Annotated in this window: 22 protein-coding genes and 2 tRNA genes; 10 read left to right on the top strand and 14 right to left on the bottom strand. The window is 68.4% G+C overall.

All coding sequences use genetic code 11. From position 1 onward, the window contains the following. Positions 1–33 precede the first annotated feature (33 nt). Positions 34–1029, bottom strand: coding sequence for an NAD(P)H-dependent glycerol-3-phosphate dehydrogenase (locus EL493_RS26870; RefSeq protein WP_030202954.1), 996 nt, complete (start codon positions 1027–1029; stop codon positions 34–36). A 31-nt stretch (positions 1030–1060) separates the two neighbouring features. On the opposite strand from EL493_RS26870, the gene cofC reads away from it, so the two are divergent. The 3 genes from cofC to EL493_RS26885 all read left to right on the top strand — a co-directional run bounded on the left by cofC (position 1061) and on the right by EL493_RS26885 (position 4925). Continuing rightward, complete coding sequence (gene cofC, locus EL493_RS26875) at positions 1061–1741, top strand: 2-phospho-L-lactate guanylyltransferase (RefSeq protein ID WP_019048267.1); 681 nt, start codon at positions 1061–1063, stop codon at positions 1739–1741. 74 nt (positions 1742–1815) lie between these two features. Beyond that, positions 1816–3984 carry an RNA degradosome polyphosphate kinase gene (locus EL493_RS26880; RefSeq protein ID WP_019048268.1) on the top strand — a complete coding sequence of 723 codons (2169 nt, stop codon included), beginning with the start codon at positions 1816–1818 and terminating at the stop codon, positions 3982–3984. 20 nt (positions 3985–4004) lie between these two features. Continuing rightward, positions 4005–4925 (top strand): NUDIX hydrolase, encoded by a 921-nt coding sequence (locus tag EL493_RS26885; RefSeq protein WP_022565572.1) that lies wholly within the window; start codon positions 4005–4007, stop codon positions 4923–4925. A gap of 117 nt (positions 4926–5042) precedes the next feature. On the opposite strand, the gene EL493_RS26890 is transcribed toward EL493_RS26885, so the two are convergent. The 3 genes from EL493_RS26890 to leuC form a co-directional block, all read right to left on the bottom strand. After that, the gene (locus EL493_RS26890) at positions 5043–5714 is read right to left on the bottom strand and encodes an HU family DNA-binding protein (RefSeq protein ID WP_019048270.1); all 672 of its coding nucleotides are present in this window, start codon (positions 5712–5714) and stop codon (positions 5043–5045) included. A 156-nt stretch (positions 5715–5870) separates the two neighbouring features. Beyond that, complete coding sequence (leuD, locus tag EL493_RS26895; protein WP_019048271.1) at positions 5871–6479, bottom strand: 3-isopropylmalate dehydratase small subunit; 609 nt, start codon at positions 6477–6479, stop codon at positions 5871–5873. 31 nt (positions 6480–6510) lie between these two features. Beyond that, positions 6511–7935 (bottom strand): 3-isopropylmalate dehydratase large subunit, encoded by a 1425-nt coding sequence (gene leuC, locus EL493_RS26900; protein ID WP_019048272.1) that lies wholly within the window; start codon positions 7933–7935, stop codon positions 6511–6513. A gap of 63 nt (positions 7936–7998) precedes the next feature. Here leuC and EL493_RS26905 point away from each other — a divergent pair, with 63 nt between their 5' ends. Further along, a complete protein-coding gene (locus EL493_RS26905; RefSeq protein ID WP_022565571.1) occupies positions 7999–8700 on the top strand; it encodes an IclR family transcriptional regulator in 702 nt (233 codons plus the stop codon). A gap of 45 nt (positions 8701–8745) precedes the next feature. Here the strand turns inward: EL493_RS26905 and EL493_RS26910 are convergent. The 4 genes from EL493_RS26910 to EL493_RS26925 form a co-directional block, all read right to left on the bottom strand. Continuing rightward, a tRNA-Glu gene (locus EL493_RS26910) sits at positions 8746–8818 on the bottom strand. 28 nt (positions 8819–8846) lie between these two features. After that, a tRNA-Gln gene (locus EL493_RS26915) sits at positions 8847–8918 on the bottom strand. Between the two features lie 168 nt (positions 8919–9086). Beyond that, complete coding sequence (gltX, locus tag EL493_RS26920; protein ID WP_019048274.1) at positions 9087–10562, bottom strand: glutamate--tRNA ligase; 1476 nt, start codon at positions 10560–10562, stop codon at positions 9087–9089. An 18-nt stretch (positions 10563–10580) separates the two neighbouring features. Continuing rightward, positions 10581–11354, bottom strand: coding sequence for a fumarylacetoacetate hydrolase family protein (locus EL493_RS26925; RefSeq protein ID WP_019048275.1), 774 nt, complete (start codon positions 11352–11354; stop codon positions 10581–10583). Between the two features lie 321 nt (positions 11355–11675). Here EL493_RS26925 and EL493_RS26930 point away from each other — a divergent pair, with 321 nt between their 5' ends. After that, positions 11676–12833, top strand: a complete 1158-nt coding sequence (locus tag EL493_RS26930) for an MFS transporter (RefSeq protein ID WP_030202959.1) — start codon at positions 11676–11678, stop codon at positions 12831–12833. A gap of 154 nt (positions 12834–12987) precedes the next feature. On the opposite strand, the gene EL493_RS26935 is transcribed toward EL493_RS26930, so the two are convergent. Then, positions 12988–13995 (bottom strand): 3-isopropylmalate dehydrogenase, encoded by a 1008-nt coding sequence (locus EL493_RS26935; RefSeq protein ID WP_019048277.1) that lies wholly within the window; start codon positions 13993–13995, stop codon positions 12988–12990. Between the two features lie 118 nt (positions 13996–14113). Continuing rightward, positions 14114–15712, bottom strand: a complete 1599-nt coding sequence (gene serA / locus EL493_RS26940; RefSeq protein WP_019048278.1) for a phosphoglycerate dehydrogenase — start codon at positions 15710–15712, stop codon at positions 14114–14116. 134 nt (positions 15713–15846) lie between these two features. Between serA and EL493_RS26945 the strand changes: the two genes are divergently transcribed. Next, positions 15847–16656 carry a nucleotidyltransferase domain-containing protein gene (locus EL493_RS26945; RefSeq protein WP_030203234.1) on the top strand — a complete coding sequence of 270 codons (810 nt, stop codon included), beginning with the start codon at positions 15847–15849 and terminating at the stop codon, positions 16654–16656. 74 nt (positions 16657–16730) lie between these two features. Here the strand turns inward: EL493_RS26945 and EL493_RS26950 are convergent, their stop codons facing one another. After that, on the bottom strand, positions 16731–16934 hold the full coding sequence (locus EL493_RS26950) for a cold-shock protein (RefSeq protein ID WP_019048280.1): 204 nt from the start codon (positions 16932–16934) through the stop codon (positions 16731–16733). A 408-nt stretch (positions 16935–17342) separates the two neighbouring features. Here EL493_RS26950 and EL493_RS26955 point away from each other — a divergent pair, with 408 nt between their 5' ends. Together EL493_RS26955 and EL493_RS26960 are read left to right on the top strand one after the other, a co-directional pair. Continuing rightward, complete coding sequence (locus tag EL493_RS26955; RefSeq protein ID WP_019048281.1) at positions 17343–18125, top strand: MHYT domain-containing protein; 783 nt, start codon at positions 17343–17345, stop codon at positions 18123–18125. Between the two features lie 82 nt (positions 18126–18207). Then, positions 18208–18483 carry a hypothetical protein gene (locus tag EL493_RS26960; RefSeq protein WP_019048282.1) on the top strand — a complete coding sequence of 92 codons (276 nt, stop codon included), beginning with the start codon at positions 18208–18210 and terminating at the stop codon, positions 18481–18483. A gap of 3 nt (positions 18484–18486) precedes the next feature. Here the strand turns inward: EL493_RS26960 and EL493_RS26965 are convergent, their stop codons facing one another. After that, the gene (locus EL493_RS26965; RefSeq protein ID WP_019048283.1) at positions 18487–18690 is read right to left on the bottom strand and encodes a cold-shock protein; all 204 of its coding nucleotides are present in this window, start codon (positions 18688–18690) and stop codon (positions 18487–18489) included. Between the two features lie 129 nt (positions 18691–18819). On the opposite strand from EL493_RS26965, the gene EL493_RS26970 reads away from it, so the two are divergent. Then, entirely contained in the window at positions 18820–20106 is a 1287-nt protein-coding gene (locus EL493_RS26970; protein WP_019048284.1) for a GumC domain-containing protein, read from the top strand. Here EL493_RS26970 and EL493_RS26975 read toward each other — a convergent pair. Beyond that, a complete protein-coding gene (locus tag EL493_RS26975; protein ID WP_030203238.1) occupies positions 20103–20528 on the bottom strand; it encodes an NUDIX hydrolase in 426 nt (141 codons plus the stop codon). The two genes, EL493_RS26970 and EL493_RS26975, sit on opposite strands and share 4 nt — an antisense overlap. A 67-nt stretch (positions 20529–20595) precedes the next feature. Here EL493_RS26975 and EL493_RS26980 point away from each other — a divergent pair, with 67 nt between their 5' ends. Further along, complete coding sequence (locus EL493_RS26980) at positions 20596–21240, top strand: hypothetical protein (RefSeq protein ID WP_019048286.1); 645 nt, start codon at positions 20596–20598, stop codon at positions 21238–21240. 182 nt (positions 21241–21422) lie between these two features. On the opposite strand, the gene EL493_RS26985 is transcribed toward EL493_RS26980, so the two are convergent. Beyond that, positions 21423–22763, bottom strand: a complete 1341-nt coding sequence (locus EL493_RS26985; protein WP_022565567.1) for a DNA cytosine methyltransferase — start codon at positions 22761–22763, stop codon at positions 21423–21425. Between the last annotated feature and the right edge of the window lie 99 nt (positions 22764–22862).

Below are 22862 nucleotides of genomic sequence, written 5' to 3' on the forward strand. Positions count from 1 at the left end.
TAACCGTTTGCCCGGTTCGCGGCGCTATCGGCCTTACTCGGGCTTGATCCGCCTGCCCAGCAGACTGTCGACCGCCTCGCTCACCGAAAGCCCCTCGTGACACACCCGGTGCACGGCGTCGGTCAGTGGCATCTCCACCTCGTGCCGGGCCGCCAGCGCCCGCACCGATGTGCACGACTTCACACCTTCGGCCACCTGGCCATTGGTCGCCTCCTGGGCGACCTCCATCGACCCGCCCTCACCGAGGACGTATCCGAAGGACCGGTTGCGCGACAGCGGCGAGGTGCAGGTAGCCACGAGATCGCCGACACCGGCGAGCCCCGCCAGGGTCACCGGTTGCGCGCCGAGTGCCACGCCCAGCCGGATGACCTCGGCGAGCCCACGGGTGATCAGGCTGGCGACGGTGTTGTCACCGAGCCCCATCCCCGAGGCGATGCCACAGGCCAGCGCGATGACGTTCTTGCACGCGCCGCCGATCTCGCAGCCGATCACGTCGGAGTTGGTGTAGGGCCGGAAGTAGCCGGTCGCGCAGGCCCGCTGCGTCGCGGCGGCACGTTCGGAATCCACGCAGGCGATCACGGTGGCCGCGGGCTGGCGTTGCGCGATCTCCCCGGCCAGGTTGGGCCCCGACAGCACCGCGATGCGTCCCGGTTCGGCCCCGGTGACCTCCGCGATCACCTGGCTCATCCGCGACAGCGTGCCGGTCTCGATGCCCTTGGCCAGACTCAGCAGGGTCGCGTCCGGGTCGATGTCGCCCTTCCAGTGGTCCAGATTCGCGCGCAGCGACTGCGAGGGCACGGCGAGGACCACCAGGTCGGCGCCGTCGAGCGCGGCCCGGTGATCGTCGGTGGCGCGCACCGGTGGCAATTGCACGCCGGGCAGGTAGAACGGATTGCGGTGCTCACTGTCGAGCGCCTGCGCCACCTCACCGCGTCTGGCCCAGATCGTGACCTCGGTCCCCGCCTCCGCCAACACCTTCGCGAACGCGGTCCCCCACGATCCCGCACCCATAACCGCCGCCCTCGTCATCAGCTCAATATGCCATGGAAGGATTGGTGCCATGCGTCCGCACACCGTGCACGCCGTGATGGCGGTCAAGCACATCGACCGGGCCAAGAGCAGACTGGCCCACGTGCTGACTCCCGAGCAGCGCGGGCAGCTCGTGCTGGCCATGTTCGCCGACACCGCCGCGGCCGCGCTCGCCGTGCCCGAGGTGCTGTCGCTGACCGTGGTCACCCCCGACGCCCAGCTCGCGGCCCGCGCCACCGAGCTCGGCGCCCAGGTGCTCGACGAGCCGGTGGGCGTACCGGATCCGCTCAACGCCGCGCTGGCCGCCGGCGCGGCCGCGGTGCGCGAGCGGCACGGCCCGGCCCATCTGCTGGCCCTGCAGGCCGACCTGCCCGCGGTACGCCCCGCCGAACTGGCCGACCTGCTGACCGTCGCGCCGGACGGCGTGCGCTCGGTGGTGATCGACCACACGGGCACCGGCACAGCGGCATTACTGGTCCGCGACACCACCGCCGCGCTCGCCCCCCGCTTCGGCGCCGACTCCGCGCGAGCGCACCGCGCCGAGGGCGCCCACCCGCTCGCAGGCCACTGGCCCGGCCTGCGTTGCGACGTCGACACACCCGCCGACCTCGACACCGTCCGCGCGCTCGGCGTCGGCGCGCACACCGCGCGCACACTCCGCGAATTCGGGTTGCCCGCGTACCTGGGTGATCCCGTTCGCACCGTGTGCTGAACGATCGCCGGAACCCTGGACAGGGTGGGACGAACCGGACAGTGTCGTGCTGCGGACTGCCCGGTCCTTAGGGGATGATTGAGAACGTGAGCGACACGGAAACCATCAAGCAGCAGTCTCCGCTTTCTCCGCCACCTGCGGCCGCCGTCGCCACGGGCGGTGACCCGGTCGCCCAGCGGTTGCCGCGGGATCGCTATCTCAACCGCGAACTGAGCTGGCTGGACTTCAACGCCCGGGTGCTCGCGCTGGCCGAGGACGCCTCACTGCCGCTGCTCGAACGTGCCAAGTTCCTGGCGATCTTCGCCTCGAATCTCGACGAGTTCTACATGGTTCGCGTCGCCGGCCTCAAACGCCGCGCCGAGACCGGCCTCTCGGTGCGCTCGGCCGACGGCCGCTCTCCCTCCGAACAGCTGGAGATGATCACCGCGCGCGCCCAGGAACTGGCCGAGCGGCACGCCAACGTCTTCCTCGACGAGGTGAATCCCGCGCTGGCCGAGGAGGGCATCGACCTCATCGGCTGGGCCGACCTGGACGACGACGAGCGCCGGCGCCTCTCGGGCTACTTCACCGACCAGGTGTTCCCGGTCCTCACCCCGCTGGCCGTCGACCCCGCGCACCCGTTCCCCTACATCTCGGGCCTGAGCCTGAATCTCGCGGTGACGGTGAAGGACACCGACACCGGCGGCGAGCACTTCGCCCGCGTGAAGGTGCCCGACAACGTCGACCGGTTCGTGCGCGTGCGCCGCACCGCCGCGCCCTCGGCCATCGCCGCGTTCCTGCCGATGGAAGATCTCATCGCCGCCCATCTGGACCTGCTGTTCCCCGGTCTGACGGTGGTGGAGACGCATTCGTTCCGGATCACCCGCAACGCCGACTTCGAGGTCGACGAGGACCGCGACGAAGACCTGCTGCAGGCGATGGAGCGCGAACTGGCCCGCCGCCGCTTCGGCAAGCCGGTGCGCCTCGAGGTCTCCGACGACATGACCGAGCACATGCTGGAGTTGCTACTACGCGAGCTCGAGGTCGACCCCGCCGACGTCATCCAGGTGCCCGGCCTGCTCGACCTGTCCTGCCTGTGGCAGGTCTACGGCGTCGACCGTCCCGATCTCAAGGACGCGCCCTACGTTCCGGCCACGCCGCCCGCCTTCGGTGAGCGCGAGACCCCGCGCAACGTCTTCGCCGCGCTGCGCGAGGGCGATGTGCTGGTGCACCACCCGTACGACTCGTTCTCCACCAGCGTGCAGCGATTCATCGAGCAGGCCGCGGCCGACCCGCAGGTGCTGGCGATCAAGCAGACGCTGTACCGCACCTCCGGCGACTCCCCCATCATCAACGCGCTGATCGAGGCCGCCGAGGCGGGCAAGCAGGTCGTCGCGCTGGTCGAGATCAAGGCCCGCTTCGACGAGCAGGCCAACATCAAGTGGGCGCGCGCGCTGGAACAGGCGGGCGTGCACGTGGTCTACGGCCTGATCGGTCTCAAGACGCACTGCAAGACCTGCCTGGTGGTGCGCCGCGAGGGCTCCACCATCCGCCGCTACTGCCACATCGGCACCGGCAACTACAACCCGAAGACCGCGCGCCTCTACGAGGACGTGGGCCTGTTCACCGCCGCGCCGGAGATCGGCGCCGACCTGACCGACCTGTTCAATTCGCTCACCGGGTACTCCCGCAAGGAGGACTACCGCAACCTGATGGTCGCCCCGCTGGGCGTGCGGGCGGGCATCATCGAGCGGATCGAGGGCGAGATCGAACTGGCCCGCCAGGGCGCGGACGCGCGGATCCGGCTCAAGGCCAACGCGATCGTCGACGAGCAGATCATCGACGCCCTCTACCGCGCGTCCCAGGCCGGCGTCCCGGTCCAGATCGTGGTGCGCGGCATCTGCGGGCTACGTCCCGGCGTGCCGGGGCTGAGCGAGAACATCGAGGTGCGCTCGATCCTGGGCCGGTTCCTCGAACATTCGCGGGTGATCGAGTTCCGCGCGCAGCAGCAGACCTGGATCGGCAGCGCCGACATGATGCACCGCAATCTCGACCGTCGCGTCGAGGTCATGGTGCAGGTGAAGGATCCGCGCCTGGTCGAGCAGCTCGGCGCGGTGTTCGATTCCGCGCTCGACCCGATGACCCGCTGCTGGGTGCTCGGCCCCGACGGCACCTGGCAGGCCAGCCCCGTCGAGGCCGACGCCGGCCAGGTCCGCGACCACCAGCAGTTCCTGATGCGGCTGCGCCGCCCCGAACAGCCGTGAACGAGGACGCACGCGACGCCATGCACGATCCCAGGGTGCGGCCCAATATCCATGCCGCGGGTGCGGTCCTGTGGCGCGACGGCGGCGCCGGGCCGGAGATAGCGGTCATCCACCGGCCGAAATACGGCGACTGGTCGCTGCCCAAGGGCAAGCTCGACCCCGGCGAGACCCCGGTGGTGGCCGCAGTCCGCGAAGTCGGTGAGGAGACCGGCCTGCCGTGCGCCCTGGGGCGCTATCTGGGCCACGTCACGTATCCGATTCCGGGGCATCGTCAGCTCAAACGGGTCGACTACTGGGCGGCGGAGGCCGCGGCGGGCGAATTCGCCGTCAACGCCGAAGTCGACGAGCTGCGCTGGTTCCCGCTCGACCGGCTGATGGATCAGCTGTCGTATCCGATGGACCGTCAGGTCGTCCGGATGTTCGCCCGGCTGCCCGCCCGGACCAGCACGGTACTGCTGGTGCGCCACGCCAAGGCGGGCAAGCGGTCGCGCTTCGACGGGCCCGACGCGTTGCGCCCGCTGGAGCCGGCCGGTGCCCGGCAGGCGAAGGAGCTGACACCGAATCTGCTGGCGTTCGGCGCATCCGAGATCCATTCGGCCGATCCGCTGCGCTGTATCCAAACCGTGACCCCGTTGGCCGAACAGCTGAACGTCGAAATCAATTGTGAGCCAATGTTTTCCGAGCAAGGTTACGATTCAGCGAAAAGCTCCGCCCGGCAACGATTTCTGTCGTTGGTAACAGATCGGGGTGTACCGGTGGTGTGCAGCCAGGGCGGGGTGATTCCCGATCTCACCGACTGGCTGGCCACGCGCAGCGGGCTCACCCTGCCACCCGCGCGCAATCGCAAGGGCAGCGTCTGGGCATTGTCGTTCGTCGGCGACCGATTGGTCGCGGCCGACCATATGGACCGTTCCCTGTCGACGGGAATCGTCCCCGGCTGAGCCTCACCCACCCCGAAACAGCCGAAACGGCCCCGGTTCCCCGGGGCCGTTCTCGGTCCAATGGTGGGTGATGCGGCCTACGTGCACATTCCCCGACCTGATCCCGCTGCGGCAGGATCAACGAGCACGACGGGTGGCTGTCTTCTTCGCAGCAGTCTTCTTCGCGGGAGCCTTCTTGGCGGCCGTGGTCTTGGCGGCCGTGGCCTTGGTGGCGGTGGTCTTCTTGGCCGCCGTCACCTTCTTCGCGGGCGCCTTCTTGGCCGCGGTCACTTTCTTTGCCGCCGTGGTCTTCTTGGCGGCGGTGGCCTTCTTCGCCGCCGTCGTCGTGGTCTTCTTGGCGGCGGGTGCCTTGGTGGCTGCCTTGCGGGCGGTGGTCTTGGCCGGACCCTTCGACGGCGTCGCCTTCTTGGCGGCGGTCTTCTTGGCCGCCGTCTTCTTCGCTGCCGCCTTCTTCGCCGCCACCGGGGCGTTCACGCCACGCTTGACGGCGGGGCCGGACGCGGCCAGCTTCTGCTTACCCGCGATCACCGCCTTGAACTGAGCGCCCGGCCGGAAGGCAGGCACCGAAGTCGCCTTCACCTTCACGGTTTCACCGGTACGCGGGTTACGGGCAACCCTGGGGGCACGCTTGCGCTGTTCGAACACACCGAAACCGGTGATGGTGACGCTTTGACCTTTGTGCACGGCACGAACGATGGTGTCGACCACGTTCTCGACGGCCGCAGTAGCCGTGCGCCTGTCCGTACCCAACTTTTCGGTCAGAACGTCGATCAGTTCCGCCTTGTTCATTGAATCCTCCGCAGACTAATGGCCCGTCGTCGGACCGACTAGGTACCACGGTAAACCCAGTTTGGGCAAGAGTCTATGTGCCACGCCAAAATTCATGTGGTTTAGCACACGTCCAGCTACCGCCCCCAGGGATGCGCCGCCAATCGCCCCCGGTGATTACGCTTGCGAAATAGGCTCCGGCAGCGTCACGGGTTTCCATGACGGCCTAGCCTTTTCGAACTCGCCGATCGTGTCGGCCCGCCGCAGCGTGAGGCCGATGTCGTCCAAACCCTCCAGCAGACGCCACCGGGTGTAGTCGTCAATATCGAACGGCAACACGACGGTTCCCGCCGTCACGGTGCGTGCGGTGAGGTCGACAACCAATTCGAGGCCGGGCTGTTCTTCGATCAGCTTCCACAGCATTTCGACATCGTTCTGTGACATCTGCGCGGCCAACAGGCCGCCCTTCCCCGCATTCCCGCGGAAGATGTCGGCGAAACGCGACGAGATGACCACCCGAAAGCCGTAGTCCGACAGCGCCCACACCGCGTGCTCACGGGAGGATCCGGTGCCGAAATCCGGCCCGGCGACCAGCACGCTGCCCTGGCGGTACGGCTCGGTGTTCAGAATGAAGTCCGGATCCGCCCGCCAACCGGCGAACAAGCCGTCCTCGAAACCCGTACGGGTCACCCGCTTCAGGTAAACGGCCGGGATGATCTGGTCGGTGTCGACATTGGACCGGCGCAGCGGAACCCCGATGCCTTTGTGAACAGTGAAGGCTTCCATAACGATTCTCCTTCGATCGTGAGGTCGGGGCTCAGCCCAGGTCGGCGGGCGAGGACAGGGTGCCGCGGACCGCTGTGGCGGCGGCGACCAGGGGCGAAACCAGGTGGGTACGGCCGCCCTTGCCCTGCCTGCCTTCGAAATTGCGGTTCGACGTGGAGGCGCAGCGCTGACCCGGCTCCAGCTGATCGGGATTCATGCCCAGGCACATCGAGCAGCCCGCCTGGCGCCATTCCGCGCCCGCCGCGGTGAAAATCTCGCCGAGTCCCTCTTTTTCCGCCTGGGCGCGGACCTTCATCGAGCCCGGTACGACCAGCATCCGCACGCCGTCGGCGACGTGGCGGCCCTTCAGGACCCCGGCCACGGCCCGCAGATCCTCGATCCGGCCGTTGGTGCAGGAACCGACGAAAACGGTGTCCACGGTGACCTCACGCAGCGGCATTCCCGGCGTCAGGTCCATGTAGCGCAAGGCCTTCTCGGCGGCGTCGCGCTCGTTCTCGTCGGCGATCTGGGCCGGATCCGGCACATTGTCGCCCAGCGGCAGGCCCTGACCCGGGTTGGTGCCCCAGGTGACGAACGGGGTCAGCGCGTTCGCGTCGATGTGCACCTCGGCGTCGAAAACCGCGCCCTCGTCGGTCTTCAGCGCGTCCCAGGCGGCCACCGCGGCGTCCCAGTCGGCCCCCTGCGGGGCGTGCGGGCGACCCTTCAGGAATTCGTAGGTCACCTCGTCGGGGGCGATCATGCCGGCCCTGGCGCCCGCCTCGATGGACATGTTGCAGATGGTCATCCGCGCTTCCATCGACAGCTTGCGGATCGCCTCGCCGCGGTATTCCAGCACATAGCCCTGGCCGCCGCCGGTGCCGATCTGGGCGATCACGGCCAGGATCAGGTCCTTGCTCGTGACGCCGGGCGCCAATTCGCCGTCGACGGTGATGGCCATCGTCTTGAACGGGCGCAGCGACAGCGTCTGGGTGGCCAGCACGTGCTCGACCTCGCTGGTGCCGATGCCCATCGCCAGCGCGCCGAACGCGCCGTGGGTGGAGGTGTGGCTGTCACCGCAGACCACGGTCATACCCGGCTGGGTCAGGCCCAGCTGCGGGCCGACCACGTGCACGATGCCCTGCTCGGCGTCGCCCATCGGGTGCAGGCGCACGCCGAACTCGGCGCAGTTGCGCCGCAGCGTCTCCACCTGGGTGCGCGAGATCGGGTCGGCGATCGGCTTGTCGATGTCGACCGTGGGGACGTTGTGGTCTTCGGTGGCGATGGTGAGGTCGGGCCTGCGCACCGGCCTGCCCGCCGCGCGGAGCCCGTCGAAGGCCTGCGGGCTGGTCACCTCGTGCACGAGGTGTAGATCGATGTAGATCAGGTCGGGTTCGCGGGAGGAACCTTCGCCTTCGCCAGGGACGACGACGTGCTGGTCCCACACCTTCTCGGCCAGTGTGCGGGCGCGCTCGGCCATTGCTTGGTCACCTTTCGACGGACATACTTGGAATCTCAAGATATGAGACGTTAGTATCGTTCTATGAGACAGCATAGCGGTATCGGTGTCCTCGACAAAGCCGTGGCGGTGCTCTACGCCGTCGCGGACGAGCCTTGCGGTCTCAACGACCTGTGCACCCGCACCGGCCTGCCGCGCGCCACCGCGCACCGGCTGGCGGTCGGGCTGGAGACGCACCGGCTGCTGGCGCGCGACGGCAACGGGCTGTGGCGTCCCGGCCCCGCGCTCACCGAACTGTCGGCGGGGGCCGCCGATCCACTGGTGGAGGCCGCAGGGGCCATTCTGCCCCGCCTGCGGGAGATCACCGGCGAGAGTGTCCAGTTGTACTGCCGGGACGGCAATGCGCGCGTCTGCGTGGCCGCCCTGGAGCCGCCCGTGGGCCTACGGGACACCGTGCCGGTCGGCTCGCGGCTGCCGCTCACCGCGGGCTCGGCGGCCAAGGTGCTGATGGCGTGGGCGGACCCGGAGTTGCAGCGCACCGTCCTGGCCGACGCCGTGTTCGGCGATCGCGCGCTGGCCGAGGTCCGCAAGCGCGGCTGGGCGCAGAGCGCCGCCGAACGCGCGCAGGGTGTGGCGAGCGTCTCGGCACCCGTGCGGGACGCGGCGGGCGCCGTGGTGGCCGCGGTGTCGGTGTCGGGCCCGATCGACCGGATGGGCAGGCGGCCGGGCGCGCGCTGGGCCGCCGATCTGGTCGCCGCCGCCGAAGCGCTGCACAAGCGGCTGTAAAACGAAGAAGACCCCCGGTCGAATTCGACCGGGGGTCTTTCTTTGTAGCCCCGACGGGATTTGAACCCGCGCTACCGCCTTGAGAGGGCGGCGTCCTAGGCCGCTAGACGACGGGGCCAGGACGATCTCACCGAAGTGAAATCTTGCTGGGGTACCAGGACTCGAACCTAGAATGGCTGAACCAGAATCAGCTGTGTTGCCAATTACACCATACCCCAAGGATGGAAACGTCCGACCTCCCTCTCACCGGCTGGTTGTCGGTGTTGCGAGGCCGTGTTCCGCGGCGAGGAGAAGATTACCAGCCACAGTGGGGTAAACTACAAATCGCCTGGTCAGAAGCCTATTTTCGGCCGTTCCGGGGCGGTGCGTGCACCGCCCCGGACGCACTACTGCGCGGCGGGCGCCCAGCCACGGGCGGCACGGAGCCGGTCGAGCGAGACCTCGCGGCCCAGCAATTCCATCGACTCGTACAGCGGCGGGCTGATGTGCGAGCCCGTCACCGCCACCCGCACGGGCGCGAAGGCCTTGCGCGGCTTGAGCCCCAGATCGTCGATCAGGGCCTTCTTCAGCGCCTCTTCCAGGGCCGGGGTGGTCCACTCGGTCAGCGGCTCCACCGCGGCGATCGCCGCGTCGAGCACCGGATCGGCCTCGGCGCCCAGGTTCTTGCCGCCCGCGGCCGGGTCGATCGCGAAGTCGGCGGGCGCCACGAACAGGAATTTCAGCAGGTCCCAGGCGTCGCCGAGCACCACGATCCGGGTCTGCACCAGCTCGGCGGCGGCCAGGAAGGCCTTCTCGTCGACATCGGCCCCGATATGGCCCTGCGCGGTCAGGAACTCCCGCAAACGGTGGCCGAAATCACCCGGCTCGAGCAGACGAATCTGCTCGGCATTGATGGCGTCGGCTTTCTTCTGGTCGAATCGGGCCGGATTCGAATTCACCGTCGAAATGTCGAACGCGGCCACCATCTCGGCCATCGAGAACACGTCGCGGTCCTCGGCGATACCCCAGCCGAGCAGGGCCAGGTAATTCAGCAAACCCTCGGGGATGAATCCGCGGTCGCGATGGACGAACAGATTCGATTCGGGGTCGCGCTTGGACAGCTTCTTGTTGCCCTGCCCCATCACGAAAGGCAGGTGCCCGAACTGCGGAGTGAACTCGGCAACCCCGATCCGCCGCAGCGCCGCATACAACGCGAGCTGACGCGGAGTGGAAGACAGCAGATCCTCGCCGCGCAATACATGCGTAATGCGCATCAATGCGTCGTCGACCGGATTGACCAGGGTATAGAGCGGATCGCCATTACCGCGGGTGAGCGCGAAGTCGGGCACGGTGCCGGCTTTGAAGGTGGTTTCGCCGCGCACCAGATCGTTCCAGCCGAGATCTTCGTCGGGCATCCGCAACCGGATCACCGGAGCCCTGCCCTCGGCCTTGTAGGCGGCGATCTGGTCGGCGCTCAGGTCGCGGTCGAAGTTGTCGTAGCCCAGTTTCGGGTCGCGACCGGCCGCGCGGTGGCGCGCCTCGACTTCCTCCGGGGTGGAGAACGACTCGTAGGCCTCGCCGGCCTCGACCAGCTTGCGCACCACCTCGAGGTGCTGACCGCGCCGCTGCGACTGCCGGTAGGGCTCGTAGGGACCGCCGACCTCGGGCCCCTCGTCCCAGGTCAGGCCCAGCCAGCGCAGCGCGTCGAGGATCGCCCGGTAGGAATCCTCGGAATCGCGTGCGGCGTCGGTGTCTTCGATCCGGAAGACGAAGGTTCCGCCGTGGTGGCGGGCGTAGGCCCAGTTGAACAGGGCCGTGCGGATCAGGCCGACGTGCGGCGTGCCGGTCGGCGACGGGCAGAAACGGACCCGTACTTCAGTCATGACTCTCTCTCCGCGGTATCAGCGCTTGGTGGCGACGGGATTGGTGAGGGTGCCGATGCCCTCGACGGTGACCGACACGTTCTGACCGGCCTGCAGCGGCCCGACGCCTTCCGGTGTGCCGGTGAGGATCACATCGCCGGGCAGCAACGTCATCACGGTCGTCACCCATTCGACGATCTTCGGGATGTCGTGCAGGAACAGCGACGTGCGGCTGCGCTGCCGGACCTCGCCGTCGACCTCGGTGACGATCTCCAGATCGCTTGGATCCAGCGCGGTTTCGATCCACGGGCCGAGCGGGCAGAACGTGTCGTAGCCCTTGCCCCTGGTCCACTGCCCGTCGTGCCGCTGCTGGTCACGGGCGGTGACGTCGTTGGCGACGGTGTAGCCCAGGATCACCTCGGCGGCCTTGGCCGCGGGCACGTCCTTGCACGGACGGCCGATCACGATGGCCAGCTCGCCCTCGTAGTCGACCTGGGAAGAGCTGGGCGGCAGGATGATCGGCGCGTTCGGGCCGGTGATGGCGGTGTTCGGCTTGAGGAAGATGACCGGGTCGGCCGGGGCCTCGCCGCCCATCTCGGCGGCGTGCGCGGCGTAGTTCTTGCCGACGCAGACCACCTTGCTCGCCAGGATCGGCGCCAGCAGGCGGATGTCGGCCAGCGGCCAGCTCCGCCCGGTGAACGTCGGGGAGCCGAACGGATGTTCGGCGATCTCCTTGGCGATGGCATCGCTTCCGTCACCCTCGATGCTGACGAACGCGACTCCGTCGGGACTGGCAACTCGACCTAAGCGCATGCCCCGGAGTCTATCGAGGCGCGCCCACCTGCCCGAACGCGGCAGGGACGCGGCGATACCGGCGCGACGGCGGTGCGAGCGAACTCACACCGATGTGATTCGAAGCCGCTGCCCGCGTGCGGGATTCACCCGCCGCGGCGAGGTGTCGCGCTGTGATCTGTCAGACACCGGAACAGGGGGCGTCATCCGGCGGTCACGGGTGTACCGTGAGACCAGTTGTTCAGATCTTAAGACATGAATCTCAAATAATGAGATGCAATCGTGCAATCCGGCGAGGTGAGAATCGTGACAGAGGTGCGGCCGACGGCCGAGGCGATCAGGATGAGCGACGGCAGGCGCTGGCTGATGCTCGCCCTCGGCGTGTTCGCGCAGACCTCGAGTTCGATCTTCATCCACGGCACCCCGTTCCTGCTGCCCGCGCTCACCGCGCGCGGCGACTCACTGGCCGCCGCCGGCGCCCTGGTGGCGCTGCCGACCGTCGGCCTGGTGTGCACCCTGATCGCCTGGGGCTATGTGGTGGACCGGATCGGCGAGCGGGTGGTGCTGGTCGCGGGCACCGCGCTGATGTTCGTCGCCGGTGTCGCCGCGGCGCTGGTGGACGATCCGGTCGCCTTCGGCGTGCTGCTGTTCCTGGGTGGCGTCGGCGCGGCCAGTTCCAACGGGGCCAGCGGCCGGGTGATCGTGGGCTGGTTCCCGCCCGACCGGCGCGGCCTGGCCATGGGTATCCGGCAGACCGCCCAGCCCCTGGGCGTCGGCCTGGCGGCGCTGAGCATCCCCTGGGTCGCCGCGCACCACGGCATCCCCGCCGCGCTGCTGGTGCCCGCGGTGATGGCGGGGGTGGCCGCGGTGGGTTGTCTGGTCGGCATCGTCGACCCGCCACGGCCACCGGCGAAGTCCGCCGACCGGGCCAACCCCTATCGCGGCGATTCGACCCTGTGGCGCATCCACGGTGTGTCGATTCTGCTGGTCTTCCCGCAGGCCACCCTGTGGACCTTCGCGCTGCTGTGGCTGCACCGCGATCTGGGCTGGTCGCTGGCCGCCGCCGGCGCGCTGATGACGGCCACCCAGTTCCTGGGCGCGGTGGGACGGATCGGCGCGGGCGCCTGGTCGGACCGGGTCGGCAGCAGGCTGGGCCCGCTGCGGCAGGTGGCGATCGCCGCCGTGGTCGCGATGGCGGCGCTGACCGTCACCGCGTGGACCGGCTGGTGGTGGATGGCCGTCCCGCTGATGGTGGCCGCCTCGGTGATCTCGGTGTCGGACAACGGCTTGGCCTTCACCGCGGTGGCCGAGATCGCGGGCCCGTTCTGGAGCGGCCGCGGCCTGGGCATCCAGAACACCGGCCAGAACCTCGCCATCGCCGCCGTCCCACCGGTTTTCGGCCTCCTGATCACCGCCACCGGCTTCCCGGCCGCCTTCGCCGTCGCCGCGATCGCCGCCGCCGCCGCGGTTCCGCTGGTCCCACGGGCAGCCGGAAAGTAGCCGCGTCGCAACTGGATTCGCACCATCGAAAGACGGTGCGCCCACAGCACGCGGAAGGCCCGCCGCGCGATCCGTGGCGGGCCTTCGGCGTCGGAAAGCCCGAAGGCCCGCTCCGGCACACAGCCGAGCGGGCCTTCGGTCGTTGCGGGTGTCCTCAGACGATGGCGGCGATACGGTCGCCGACCTCGACGGTGGAGGCGGTGCCGGTGCGCGAAGCCAGGTCCTTGGCGACGGCGGACTCGATGCGCGCGGCGCCCTCGGTGTTGCCGAGGTGGTTGAGCAGCAGCGAGACCGACAGGATCGCGGCGGTCGGGTCGGCCTTGGACTGGCCCGCGATGTCGGGGGCGCTGCCGTGGACCGGCTCGAACATCGACGGGTTGGTGCCCGAGGCGTCGATGTTGCCCGAGGCGGCCAGGCCGATGCCACCGCTGACGGCGGCGGCCAGGTCGGTGATGATGTCGCCGAACAGGTTGTCGGTGACGATCACGTCGAAGCGGCCCGGGTCGGTCACCATGTGGATGGTGGCGGCGTCGATGTGCTGGTAGGCGGTCTGCACGTCGGGGAACTCGGCGGCGACCTCGTCGACGGTGCGCTGCCACAGCGAACCGGCGAAGGCGAGCACGTTGTTCTTGTGCACCAGGGTCAGGTGCTTGCGGCGCGCCTGCGCGGTGGCGAAGGCGTAGCGGACCACGCGCTCGATGCCGAAGCGGGTGTTGTTGGAGACCTCGGTGGCCACCTCGTGCGGCGTGCCGACGCGGATCGCGCCACCGGTGCCGGTGTAGGGGCCCTCGGTGCCCTCGCGCACGACGACGAAGTCGATGTCCGGGTTGCCCGAGAGCGGGCTGGTGACGCCGGCGTGCAGCTTCGACGGACGCAGGTTCACGTGGTGATCCAGCGCGAAGCGGGTCTTGAGCAGCAGCCCGCGCTCGAGCACGCCGCTGGGCACCGACGGGTCGCCGATCGCGCCGAGCAGGATCGCGTCGTGCTGCTTGAGCTCGGGCAGCACCGACTCCGGCAGGATCTCGCCGGTGCGGTGGTAGCGGGCCGCGCCCAGGTCGTACTCGGTCTTCTCGACACCGGGCGAGACCACGTCGAGCACCTTGAGCGCCTCGGCGATGACCTCGGGACCGATGCCGTCACCGGCGATGACTGCGAGTTTCATGAACAAGCTCCGTTCGAAGTCGGGGCGGATCGAGCCGCGCCGCGGATACAGGAGCGCGCCGTCACCGTGAGGTGACGGCGCGCAGCTGCCGATGTCCCGGTGGCCGGGACGTCACAACTCAGGCCAGGTCGACCAGGACGACCTTCGACGCGCCGACGGCCTCGGCGATCGCGGTCTGCACCTCGGCGGGCACCTCGCGGTTGACGCGCAGCACCACGGTGGCGCCTTCGGCGTCCACGTCCTGGCTCAGCTGCGCGGCCAGGATGTCGATCTCGGCCTCGCCCAGCTTGGTGCCGATCTTGCCCAGCGCGCCCGGCTTGTCGCCGTAGTTCAGCACGGCCAGGTTCAGGCCCTCGGCGCGCATGTCGTAATTGCGACCGTTGATGTTGACGATCTTCTCGACCAGGTTCGGCTCGGTCAGGGTGCCGGCCACGTTCAGGGTCGAGCCGTCGCCGAACACGGCGCGCAGGTCGACGACGCTGCGGTGGTTCGGGCTCTCGGTGGCGGTGGTGACCTCGGCGGTGATGCCGCGCTCCTTGGCCAGCGCCGGGGCGTTGACGAAGGTGACCTGGTCCTCGACCAGCGCCGAGAACACACCGCGCAGCGCGGACAGCTCCAGCACGGCCACGTCCTGCGAGGCCAGCTCGCCGCGGACCTGCACCTCGACGCTGACGGGCAGCTCGTTGGCGATGGCACCCAGCAGCGCGCCCTGCTTGCGGACCACGTCCAGCCACGGCGCGACGACGTCGTTGACGGCGCCACCGGTGACGTTCACCGCACCCGGCACGAACTCACCGGCCAGCGCCAGCAGCACCGACTTGGCGACATCGGTGCCCGCGCGGTCCTGGGCCTCGGCGGTGGAGGCGCCCAGGTGCGGGGTCACGACGACCTCGGGCAGCTCGAACAGCGGGCTGTCGGTGCACGGCTCGGTCTCGAACACGTCCAGACCGGCGGCACGCACGTGGCCGGACTTGATCGCGTCGGCCAGCGCCTGCTCGTCGATCAGGCCACCGCGCGCGGCGTTGACGATGATGACGCCCGGCTTGGTCTTGGCCAGGGTCTCGGCGTTGAGCATGCCCTTGGTCTCGGGCGTCTTGGGCAGGTGGATCGAGATGAAGTCGGCGCGCTCGAGCACCTCTTCCAGGCTCAGCAGCTCGATGCCCAGCTGGGCGGCGCGCGCGGGCGAGGTGTAGGGGTCGTACGCGACGATCTTGGTCTCGAAGGCCGCCAGGCGCTGCGCGAACAGCTGGCCGATGCGGCCGAGGCCGATGACGCCGACGGTCTTGCCGAGGATCTCGACACCGTTGAACTTGCTGCGCTTCCAGGTCTTCTCGCGCAGGGTGGCGTCGGCGGCCGGGATCTGGCGGGCGGCGGCGAGCAGCAGGGTGACGGCGTGCTCGGCGGCGGTGTGGATGTTGGAGGTCGGCGCGTTGACGACCATCACGCCACGCTCGGTGGCGGCGGGCACGTCGACATTGTCGAGGCCGACGCCGGCACGGGCGACGATCTGGAGCTTCTTGCCCGCCTCGAGGACCTCGGCGTCGACGGTGGTGGCGGAACGCACGAGCAGCGCGTCGGCCTCGGGAACCGCGGCGAGCAGCGCCGGGCGGTCGGGGCCGTCGACCCAGCGAACCTCGACACCGTCACCGAGCGCGTCGACGGTCGACTGGGCGAGCTTGTCGGCGATCAGAACTACAGGACGGCCTGCTTGGCTCACTGTGGGGTACTCCTGGGGAAGAAAGGGGTCGGCAGTTTCCGCCGACCAGGATAGTCGGCGTTGGTTCGGGTGCCCTTACCCCCCTGCCCGAAAACCGGGTGAACCCTGGACGTCGCGCCACCTACCATCGCGCCATGTCCTTGCGTACCGTCCCCGCCTCGATGGATCCGGCCGTGGTGGCCGCCGTCGACGCCGAGCTCGACCGGGTGGCGGCCGAGCACGGTGTCACCGTCCGCCTCGCCATCGAAAGCGGCAGCCGTGCTTGGGGTTTCCCCTCACCGGACTCCGACTACGACTGCCGCTTCGTCTACGTGGCGGGCCTGGGGACCTATCTGTCGCCGTGGCGCACGCGGGATGTGATCGAGACCCCGCTGGTGGGGCTACTCGATGTGAACGGCTGGGATCTGGCCAAGGCGTTGCGCCTGCTCGTGCAGGGCAACGCGGTGCTGATCGAGTGGCTGATGTCACCCATCGTCTATCGCGGCGACGCGGCGTTCCGCGCCCGGCTGCGCGACGTGGCGGCCGAGGTGGCCGACCGCGACCGGGTGGCGCGGCACTACCTGCACCTGGGTGCACGCCAGTACGCGCTGTTCGAGCGCAACGGCGGCCTGAAGAAGGTGTTCTACGCGCTGCGGCCCGCCATGGCGCTGCGCTGGTTGCGCGAGCATCCCGGCGCCGCGGTGGCGCCGATGCATCTGCCGACGCTGCTGGCCGAATGCGAGCTGCCCGCCGACTTCGTCGCCGCGGTCACCGACCTGACGGATCTGAAGTCGCGGACCAGGGAAATGGGCACCGGCGCGGTCCCGGCCCCGATCGCGGCCTTCATCAGCGCCGAATTCGACACGGCGACAGCGGTGTTCGCGTCCCGCGAGCCCCGCGACCTGACCGCGGCCCGGGCGATCACCGACGAGTTCTTCCGCGCGGAGGCTCTCGCCGCGGGCTGAGCGCCCCCGGAAACGCAGAAACTCCGCACCGGTCCGGTGCGGAGCTTCAACTCATACGCTGGTCAGCGCAGGAACTAGATGACGCGAACGTCCTGTGCCTGCGGGCCCTTCTGGCCCTGACCGATCTCGAACTCCACACGCTGGCCCTCGTCGAGGGAGCGGAAGCCCGAGCCGCTAACAGCCGAGTAGTGCACGAAGACGTCGGGTCCGCCGCCGTCCTGCGCGATGAAGCCGAAGCCCTTCTCGCTGTTGAACCACTTCACAATGCCCTGAGCCATTTCTAAACCTTCTGTAGACGAGCCAGGTCCTAATAGTCCGGTCCCGGTCTCGCCATCAACAATGCCATGATCCGACGAATTCCTCCACACTCGTGTTCGGGCACTGTGAGGAAGCCAACCCGGGCCCATGACCGTTCGGTGCCGTCACACAGGTGCTACCCCTGGTACCGGGTGGATGCTCGACGTATGCCGAGGTAGTTGCCGTGCGGATGCCGGATTCGCCGAGCGCGGTCACGCAAACCGACTGGCACGGTTCACCACTCATCGCGTCACGGCTTCGTGACCGGTCACCGTCAGTGTCCCTAGACATTTTCCAGAAACCCAGTACGGCAAATTCTCTACCAGCGTACTTTCCGAGTTTGTGAGGGAGCACACACCTCGCGGAGAAATCACGCAAGGAGCTGCGGAGTGCTGAACATCAACCATTTCACCTACGGCTGGGTAACCCCGTTGCTCGCCTATCTCATGTCGGTTCTCGGGTCGATGCTGGCGCTGCGTTGCATGGTTCGCTCGCGCGCCTCCGGCAGCCATGGCGGCTGGCTCACCGCGGCCGCCATCGCACTCGGCGGCACCGGAATCTGGGTCATGCATTTCATCGCGATGCTCGGTTTCTCCGTGCACGGCGCGACCATCCGCTACAACGTCCCGATCACCTTGTTCAGCGCGGCCGTCGCCATGGCGGTGGTGTGGCTGGGATTGTCGATCGTGGTGCGGCGCAGCTGGGACAGTGCGGCCCTGCCGGTGGGCGGCACGATCACCGGATTGGGCGTGGGCGCCATGCACTACGCGGGCATGTACGCGATGAAGACCGACATCGAGATCGTCTACGACCCGGTCGTGGTCGCGCTGTCGATGGTCATCGCCGTCGTCGCCGCCACCGCGGCCCTGTGGTTCGCCCTGCACGTCCACGGCCTGCTCGCCACCATCGGCGCCGCGCTGCTGATGGGTGTGGCCGTCACCGGCATGCACTACACCGGCATGTTCTCGATGAGCGCCCACACCAGCGCCCATGTCGCCCACGCCACCGGCGCCACCGCCACCCAGCTGCTCACCCCGCTGATCATCGGCGTCAGCATGGTGACCATGGTGCTGCTGATGCAGGTCGGCATCACCGAGGCCGAAGACCCCAACCTCGCCCGCCCCATCCACGGCCAGCGTGCCAGCCGCTTCTGGCCCAGCGGCCAGAACTGACGGCGCGAACATGTCGGACCCCGTTGAGACCATTGGGCGGTAGAAATCGCCGGCTGAGCCGAGTCTTCACGGGGGGATCCACATGCTCTACGCCATCATCGCGGCCGTCGTCTCCGTCGCCGTCGGCGCGCTCGCGCTGCTCGCCGCCTCGATCGCCGAATCACGGGCGACCGCGGCCCTGGTGGCCTCGCGGGCCGCGTCGCATTTCGTCGGCGACGGCAACCCCGCGGGCAGCTTCTTCGACCTGCGCACCCGGCACGACCGGCTGCACCGGCTCAGTTCCCGGCTGCTGGCCGTCAGCGCGGTGGCCGCGCTGGCCGCCACCGGTATCGCGATCTACGCCGTCATCGGTTGCTGATCGCTAGACCACCCGCACCTGCTGCGCTTCGGGCCCGCGGCGGGTCTCCCTGACCGCGAATTCCACCCGCTGACCGGACCGCAGCGTGCGGAATCCCTCGCCGACGAGTTCGGTGTACTCCACGAACACCTCGGCGCCTCCCGCGTCGGGGGTGATGAACCCGAATCCCTTGCCGCTGTCGAACCAGCTCACCACGCCGCCCGCCATCGACCAGCCTTCCGAAACATTTGCCTGACATGCCGTTTCGTTTATGGTCGCATGCCGGTGGTGGCGACACGAACCGTGTGGGCGTCCGGGTGGCGGTTCGGCGCGGTCGCGGGTGGATAAACTCCGCCGATGAGCCGGTCGCCGAGCGCCGCCACCGTCCGTGCCGCCGCCGAGGCGGTGACCGTCTTCGTGGCCACCTCGGTCGCCGTACTGGTCATCATGTTGCCGATCAGCTTCGCCGCCCTGGCCGAGGCCAGGCATGTGGACCTGCTCGTGTTCAACATTCCGCGCGCGATGACCGGCGCCGCGTTCATCGCCGTGATCACCGCGGCGATCACCGTCGCCGTCGGCAGCAGGCGCACCGCCCGCTGGACCGCGCTGCTCGCCTTGGCCGGCATCCTGCTCAGTCACCTGCTGCTGGTCCCGCACAGCGACAACGCCGATTTCGACGGCCTGTCCCTGCCGACCCTCAATTTCGTCGACGCCCTGCTGGCGGGCATGGCCCTGGGTGCCCTGGCCGTCGCGGTCTGGCAGGACCGGCTCCAGCGCACGGTCTATGTCTTCGCGGTCCCCGGCGCCGCGGTCCTCGGCGACCTCACCGAGTCCCCCACCGACGAGAGCTCCTCCGGCCTCGACGGCGTCCTGGCCGGCTCGCTGCCACTGTGGTTCATCGCCGCCACCGTGCTGGCCCTGGTCTACTTCGCGATCACCACGCCCACCACCCCGCGCTCGACGCTGGACACCGCGATCCCCTTGGCCCCCGTCTTCGCCGGCGTGGTCGCGTTCTCGGCCATCCTGGCCACCTCACTGGCGGTGGCCTCCCGCGAATCCAGCCTGCTCGCGCTGGTCGTCGGCTCGGTCGTCGTGGTGGCCGCGGCGAGCCTGGCCGCGCTGATCCTGCCCGACCGCGACGGCATCCTGGTCCTGCTGATGACCTCGTTCGCCGTCGCGGGCAGTCTCGTCATCACCCTGCCCCGCCCCGCCCTGGTCGACGTCGCCACCCTGGCGACGCTCGCCGCGGGCGTCGTGCTCGGCCTGCGCCGCCCACGCCCGCTCACCGCCGCGATCAGCGTCGTCGCCCTGGCCCTGTTCGTCCTGCTCACCGATCTGCTCGACCCGCCCGCGACGCTGAACGCCACCATCGGCTGCCTCGCGCTGGGCGTGGTCGGCGGCTACTGCGTCGGCTCCGCCGTCCCGCTCAGCCCCACCTCCGGCACCGTCGGCCTGTCGGTGCTGTTCGTGCCGTCGATGGGAGTCGCGTTGAGCAACAGCGATTTCGGCACCCTCGCCTACTCCTCGTCCTGGTACCGCACCGCCGACCTGAACCGCGGCCCAGCCCCCGCCACGGTCTCGATCGCCATCGCCCTCGGCTGCCTGTTCGCGATCGCGGTGGTCCTGCGCCGCCGCCCCGCCTAATCCCAGCCGAACTCCGAGAACACCCGCCCCGCCAGCACCTGTCCCAGCCCTGCCCGGCAGTACTCCACCATCTCGGCGGGCAACGCCCCCGGATCGAACCACCGCAGCTCCGAACACTTCTCGGGCTCCCGGTTGGCGACCACGCCCCGCCACCGCCGCACCGTGAAGAACATCTGCACCCGCTCCGCGCTGTGCAGCACATGCGCGAATTCCACATCGGGCGCGTCGATCTCGACCCCCACCTCCTCCCGCGCCTCCCGGATGAGCCCGGTCACCGCCGACTCCCCCACCTCCACATGCCCCGCCGGCACATGGAACAGCCCGTCCCCGAACCCCGTATCGCGTCTGCGCCCGAGCAACACCCGCCCGTCCCCGTCGAGCAGCACCAGATGAACCCCGATCAGCGCCCGATATCTGTTCACCGCGACAACCCTAGCCAGAACACCCGGATCCCTGTTGCCGCAGCCGTATTCGGGGTATACCCAGACCATGAGTTTCCCGGTGACCTTCGGGCTCGCCCAGTTCGGCCTGCTCGCGACGATCGCCCTCGCCGTCGCCCTCCTCGTCTCCGCCGTCCTCGCCGCGCGCCGCCGCCGCGGCCCCAAAGCCGTTCTAGGCCGAGGCATCCCAGCCCTGGCCCTCATCCTGGTGGCCACCGTCCTGCTCTGGATCGCCACCCTCCTCCAGACCTACCTGGGCCTGTCCGGCGAGATCACCGCCGCCCACGTCGTCGCCAAGTCCGTCCCCGGCCACTCCGACCAACTCGACCTCGACGTCACCATCTACGACGAAGACGGCAAGGAAGACACCCGCACCACCCACCGCGTCGAAGGCAACCTCTGGGCGATGCAGGCCAACATCGTCGAACTCCACCCCTGGGTCAACGCCCTCGGTTTCCACTCCGGCTACAAACTCACCCGCCTCTACGGCCAGCGCCTCGACGGCAAACCCACCACCCAAACCCACATCTTCCTCAACGGCTCCGACCGCGACTTCTTCGAAGACATGAACTCCGGCACCTGGTACACCTCCCCCTTCGTCAAATCCGTCTACGGCAACGCCGTCATAGCCACCCCCGGCGAATACGACGTCCTCATCTCCCACGACGCCATCAAAGTCAGGGCCACGAACTGAGGCAAAAGTAGCGATGCACGTCCGCATCTGGGCAGGGGCGGCGGCCGCGCTGAACACCCAGATCGGCAACCGTCCACCAAATCCAACCCCGACCATTGTAGTCAATCAGCAGGACCGGCCAAATTTCCCGAGCCCGGTAATTGTCCGCGCCAGCGCCAGGCATGGGCACGGAAGCGGTCAGGTCAGCTCACTCGCGAAATGTGGTTCCGGTAGTACTCGTGCCGAATGTGATCACCCTGACCGGTGAACGCCCGGAACTCGCCTATCCGATACGCGAGACCGCTGGACCTCTCATCTTTGATGATCTCGAAATCTTTGTCCAACAAGGAAATTCGACGGTCGATTTCGGGATCATCGATGGAGAGTTTCGCCCGCTGAATGATCTGCGCTGCGGTGAGAAACGTGTCCGGATCTTGTTGAGCCTGGTCACGCAGAACCTTGTAGATCGGATCTGTGAGCGGATCGTCGTTGCGCTCGATCGGGTTACCGATGTGTCGAAGTGCGCGCGAGATAGACAGGCCGATCGCTTTGGCGACCGGAGGGGGAAACGCGTTGCCGATCTGTCGGTATTGAGCTGTCTTCTTGCCCGTGAACATCCACGCGAACTCGCCGTTCCCGGCATCCTCCAGCTCGGACCGATGCGCTTCGTCCTTGGCGAAGACCCATCCTTGGATGCGCGCCACCATCTCGACAGTCAGTTTCGGACCGAACTCGGTCATCGGCCGCTTGTCGTAGGGTGGCGCCGTATCGTGCACACCGTAGGCGTCTACACCGAGTTCTGCCCAGGCCCGCTTTGCCCGGGTCGGACCCAGGTCAGCACCACCATGTTTCTTCGATCCGCCCACGATTGTCGGAGCGATGCCGTTTGCCTTCTCGGCCCACGCAGCCGCGCCTTTCCAGCCACGTTCCATCATCAACGGCAGTAGCGTCTCCCCGACGGTCCTGACTTCACCAGCCGCCTCGGGCCACTTGAAATATTGAAAATCCTCGGAGGCCATGGCAACGAGAACAAACCGCGGCCGCAGCTGGGGCACCCCGTATTCGGATGCCTGGATGAGTCGCCACTCTGCGGAGTAACCGAACTGGCTGAGCCGATCCAGCACATGCTGCCGATATCCGGCGAAGCGCGGCATGCTCAACCCGCGGACGTTCTCGAGCAACAGCGCGCGGGGTCGCACCACATCAACTTGCTCGACGGCCCAGGCAAACAGGTCTCGCTCGTCATTAGCTCCGAGCTGCTTTCCCGCGATGGAGAACGGAGGGCACGGAACACCACCTGCGAGCAGATCGATCTGACGTCCGCCACGACCTTCGGCATCAGGAGAAAACGCCTTCGGGTTGAACACCGCAGGGTTTGCTACGTCACCGACCTCGACCTTCCAATGAGGACGGTTACGCTGGATGGTGTCCGCAGCGGTTTGGTCGAGTTCGACGGCGAGCTTGTGTTCGAAGCCTGCTCGCTCGAGCCCGAGCGCCTGGCCGCCTGCTCCTGCGCAAATCTCGATGACGCTGAGCTCGGTCACGCGGTGTCCCTTCTGCGAAGTGATGTATCGAGCGATCCTGTGGGACGCGGATGACTATCATGCCGTGCAGTCAGAGGCCAGTCGAAAGCTGGGTGGAGG

It is taken from the genome of Nocardia asteroides (assembly GCF_900637185.1).
Lineage (GTDB): Bacteria > Actinomycetota > Actinomycetes > Mycobacteriales > Mycobacteriaceae > Nocardia > Nocardia asteroides.

Coding starts and splice junctions, on each gene's coding strand:
- EL493_RS26870 (WP_030202954.1), bottom strand. CDS start 1,029: ATGACGAGGGCGGCGGTTATGGGTGCGGGATCGTGGGGGACCGCGTTC.
- cofC (WP_019048267.1), top strand. CDS start 1,061: ATGCGTCCGCACACCGTGCACGCCGTGATGGCGGTCAAGCACATCGAC.
- EL493_RS26880 (WP_019048268.1), top strand. CDS start 1,816: ATGATTGAGAACGTGAGCGACACGGAAACCATCAAGCAGCAGTCTCCG.
- EL493_RS26885 (WP_022565572.1), top strand. CDS start 4,005: ATGCACGATCCCAGGGTGCGGCCCAATATCCATGCCGCGGGTGCGGTC.
- EL493_RS26890 (WP_019048270.1), bottom strand. CDS start 5,714: ATGAACAAGGCGGAACTGATCGACGTTCTGACCGAAAAGTTGGGTACG.
- leuD (WP_019048271.1), bottom strand. CDS start 6,479: ATGGAAGCCTTCACTGTTCACAAAGGCATCGGGGTTCCGCTGCGCCGG.
- leuC (WP_019048272.1), bottom strand. CDS start 7,935: ATGGCCGAGCGCGCCCGCACACTGGCCGAGAAGGTGTGGGACCAGCAC.
- EL493_RS26905 (WP_022565571.1), top strand. CDS start 7,999: ATGAGACAGCATAGCGGTATCGGTGTCCTCGACAAAGCCGTGGCGGTG.
- gltX (WP_019048274.1), bottom strand. CDS start 10,562: ATGACTGAAGTACGGGTCCGTTTCTGCCCGTCGCCGACCGGCACGCCG.
- EL493_RS26925 (WP_019048275.1), bottom strand. CDS start 11,354: ATGCGCTTAGGTCGAGTTGCCAGTCCCGACGGAGTCGCGTTCGTCAGC.
- EL493_RS26930 (WP_030202959.1), top strand. CDS start 11,676: ATGAGCGACGGCAGGCGCTGGCTGATGCTCGCCCTCGGCGTGTTCGCG.
- EL493_RS26935 (WP_019048277.1), bottom strand. CDS start 13,995: ATGAAACTCGCAGTCATCGCCGGTGACGGCATCGGTCCCGAGGTCATC.
- EL493_RS26945 (WP_030203234.1), top strand. CDS start 15,847: ATGTCCTTGCGTACCGTCCCCGCCTCGATGGATCCGGCCGTGGTGGCC.
- EL493_RS26950 (WP_019048280.1), bottom strand. CDS start 16,934: ATGGCTCAGGGCATTGTGAAGTGGTTCAACAGCGAGAAGGGCTTCGGC.
- EL493_RS26960 (WP_019048282.1), top strand. CDS start 18,208: ATGCTCTACGCCATCATCGCGGCCGTCGTCTCCGTCGCCGTCGGCGCG.
- EL493_RS26965 (WP_019048283.1), bottom strand. CDS start 18,690: ATGGCGGGCGGCGTGGTGAGCTGGTTCGACAGCGGCAAGGGATTCGGG.
- EL493_RS26970 (WP_019048284.1), top strand. CDS start 18,820: ATGAGCCGGTCGCCGAGCGCCGCCACCGTCCGTGCCGCCGCCGAGGCG.
- EL493_RS26980 (WP_019048286.1), top strand. CDS start 20,596: ATGAGTTTCCCGGTGACCTTCGGGCTCGCCCAGTTCGGCCTGCTCGCG.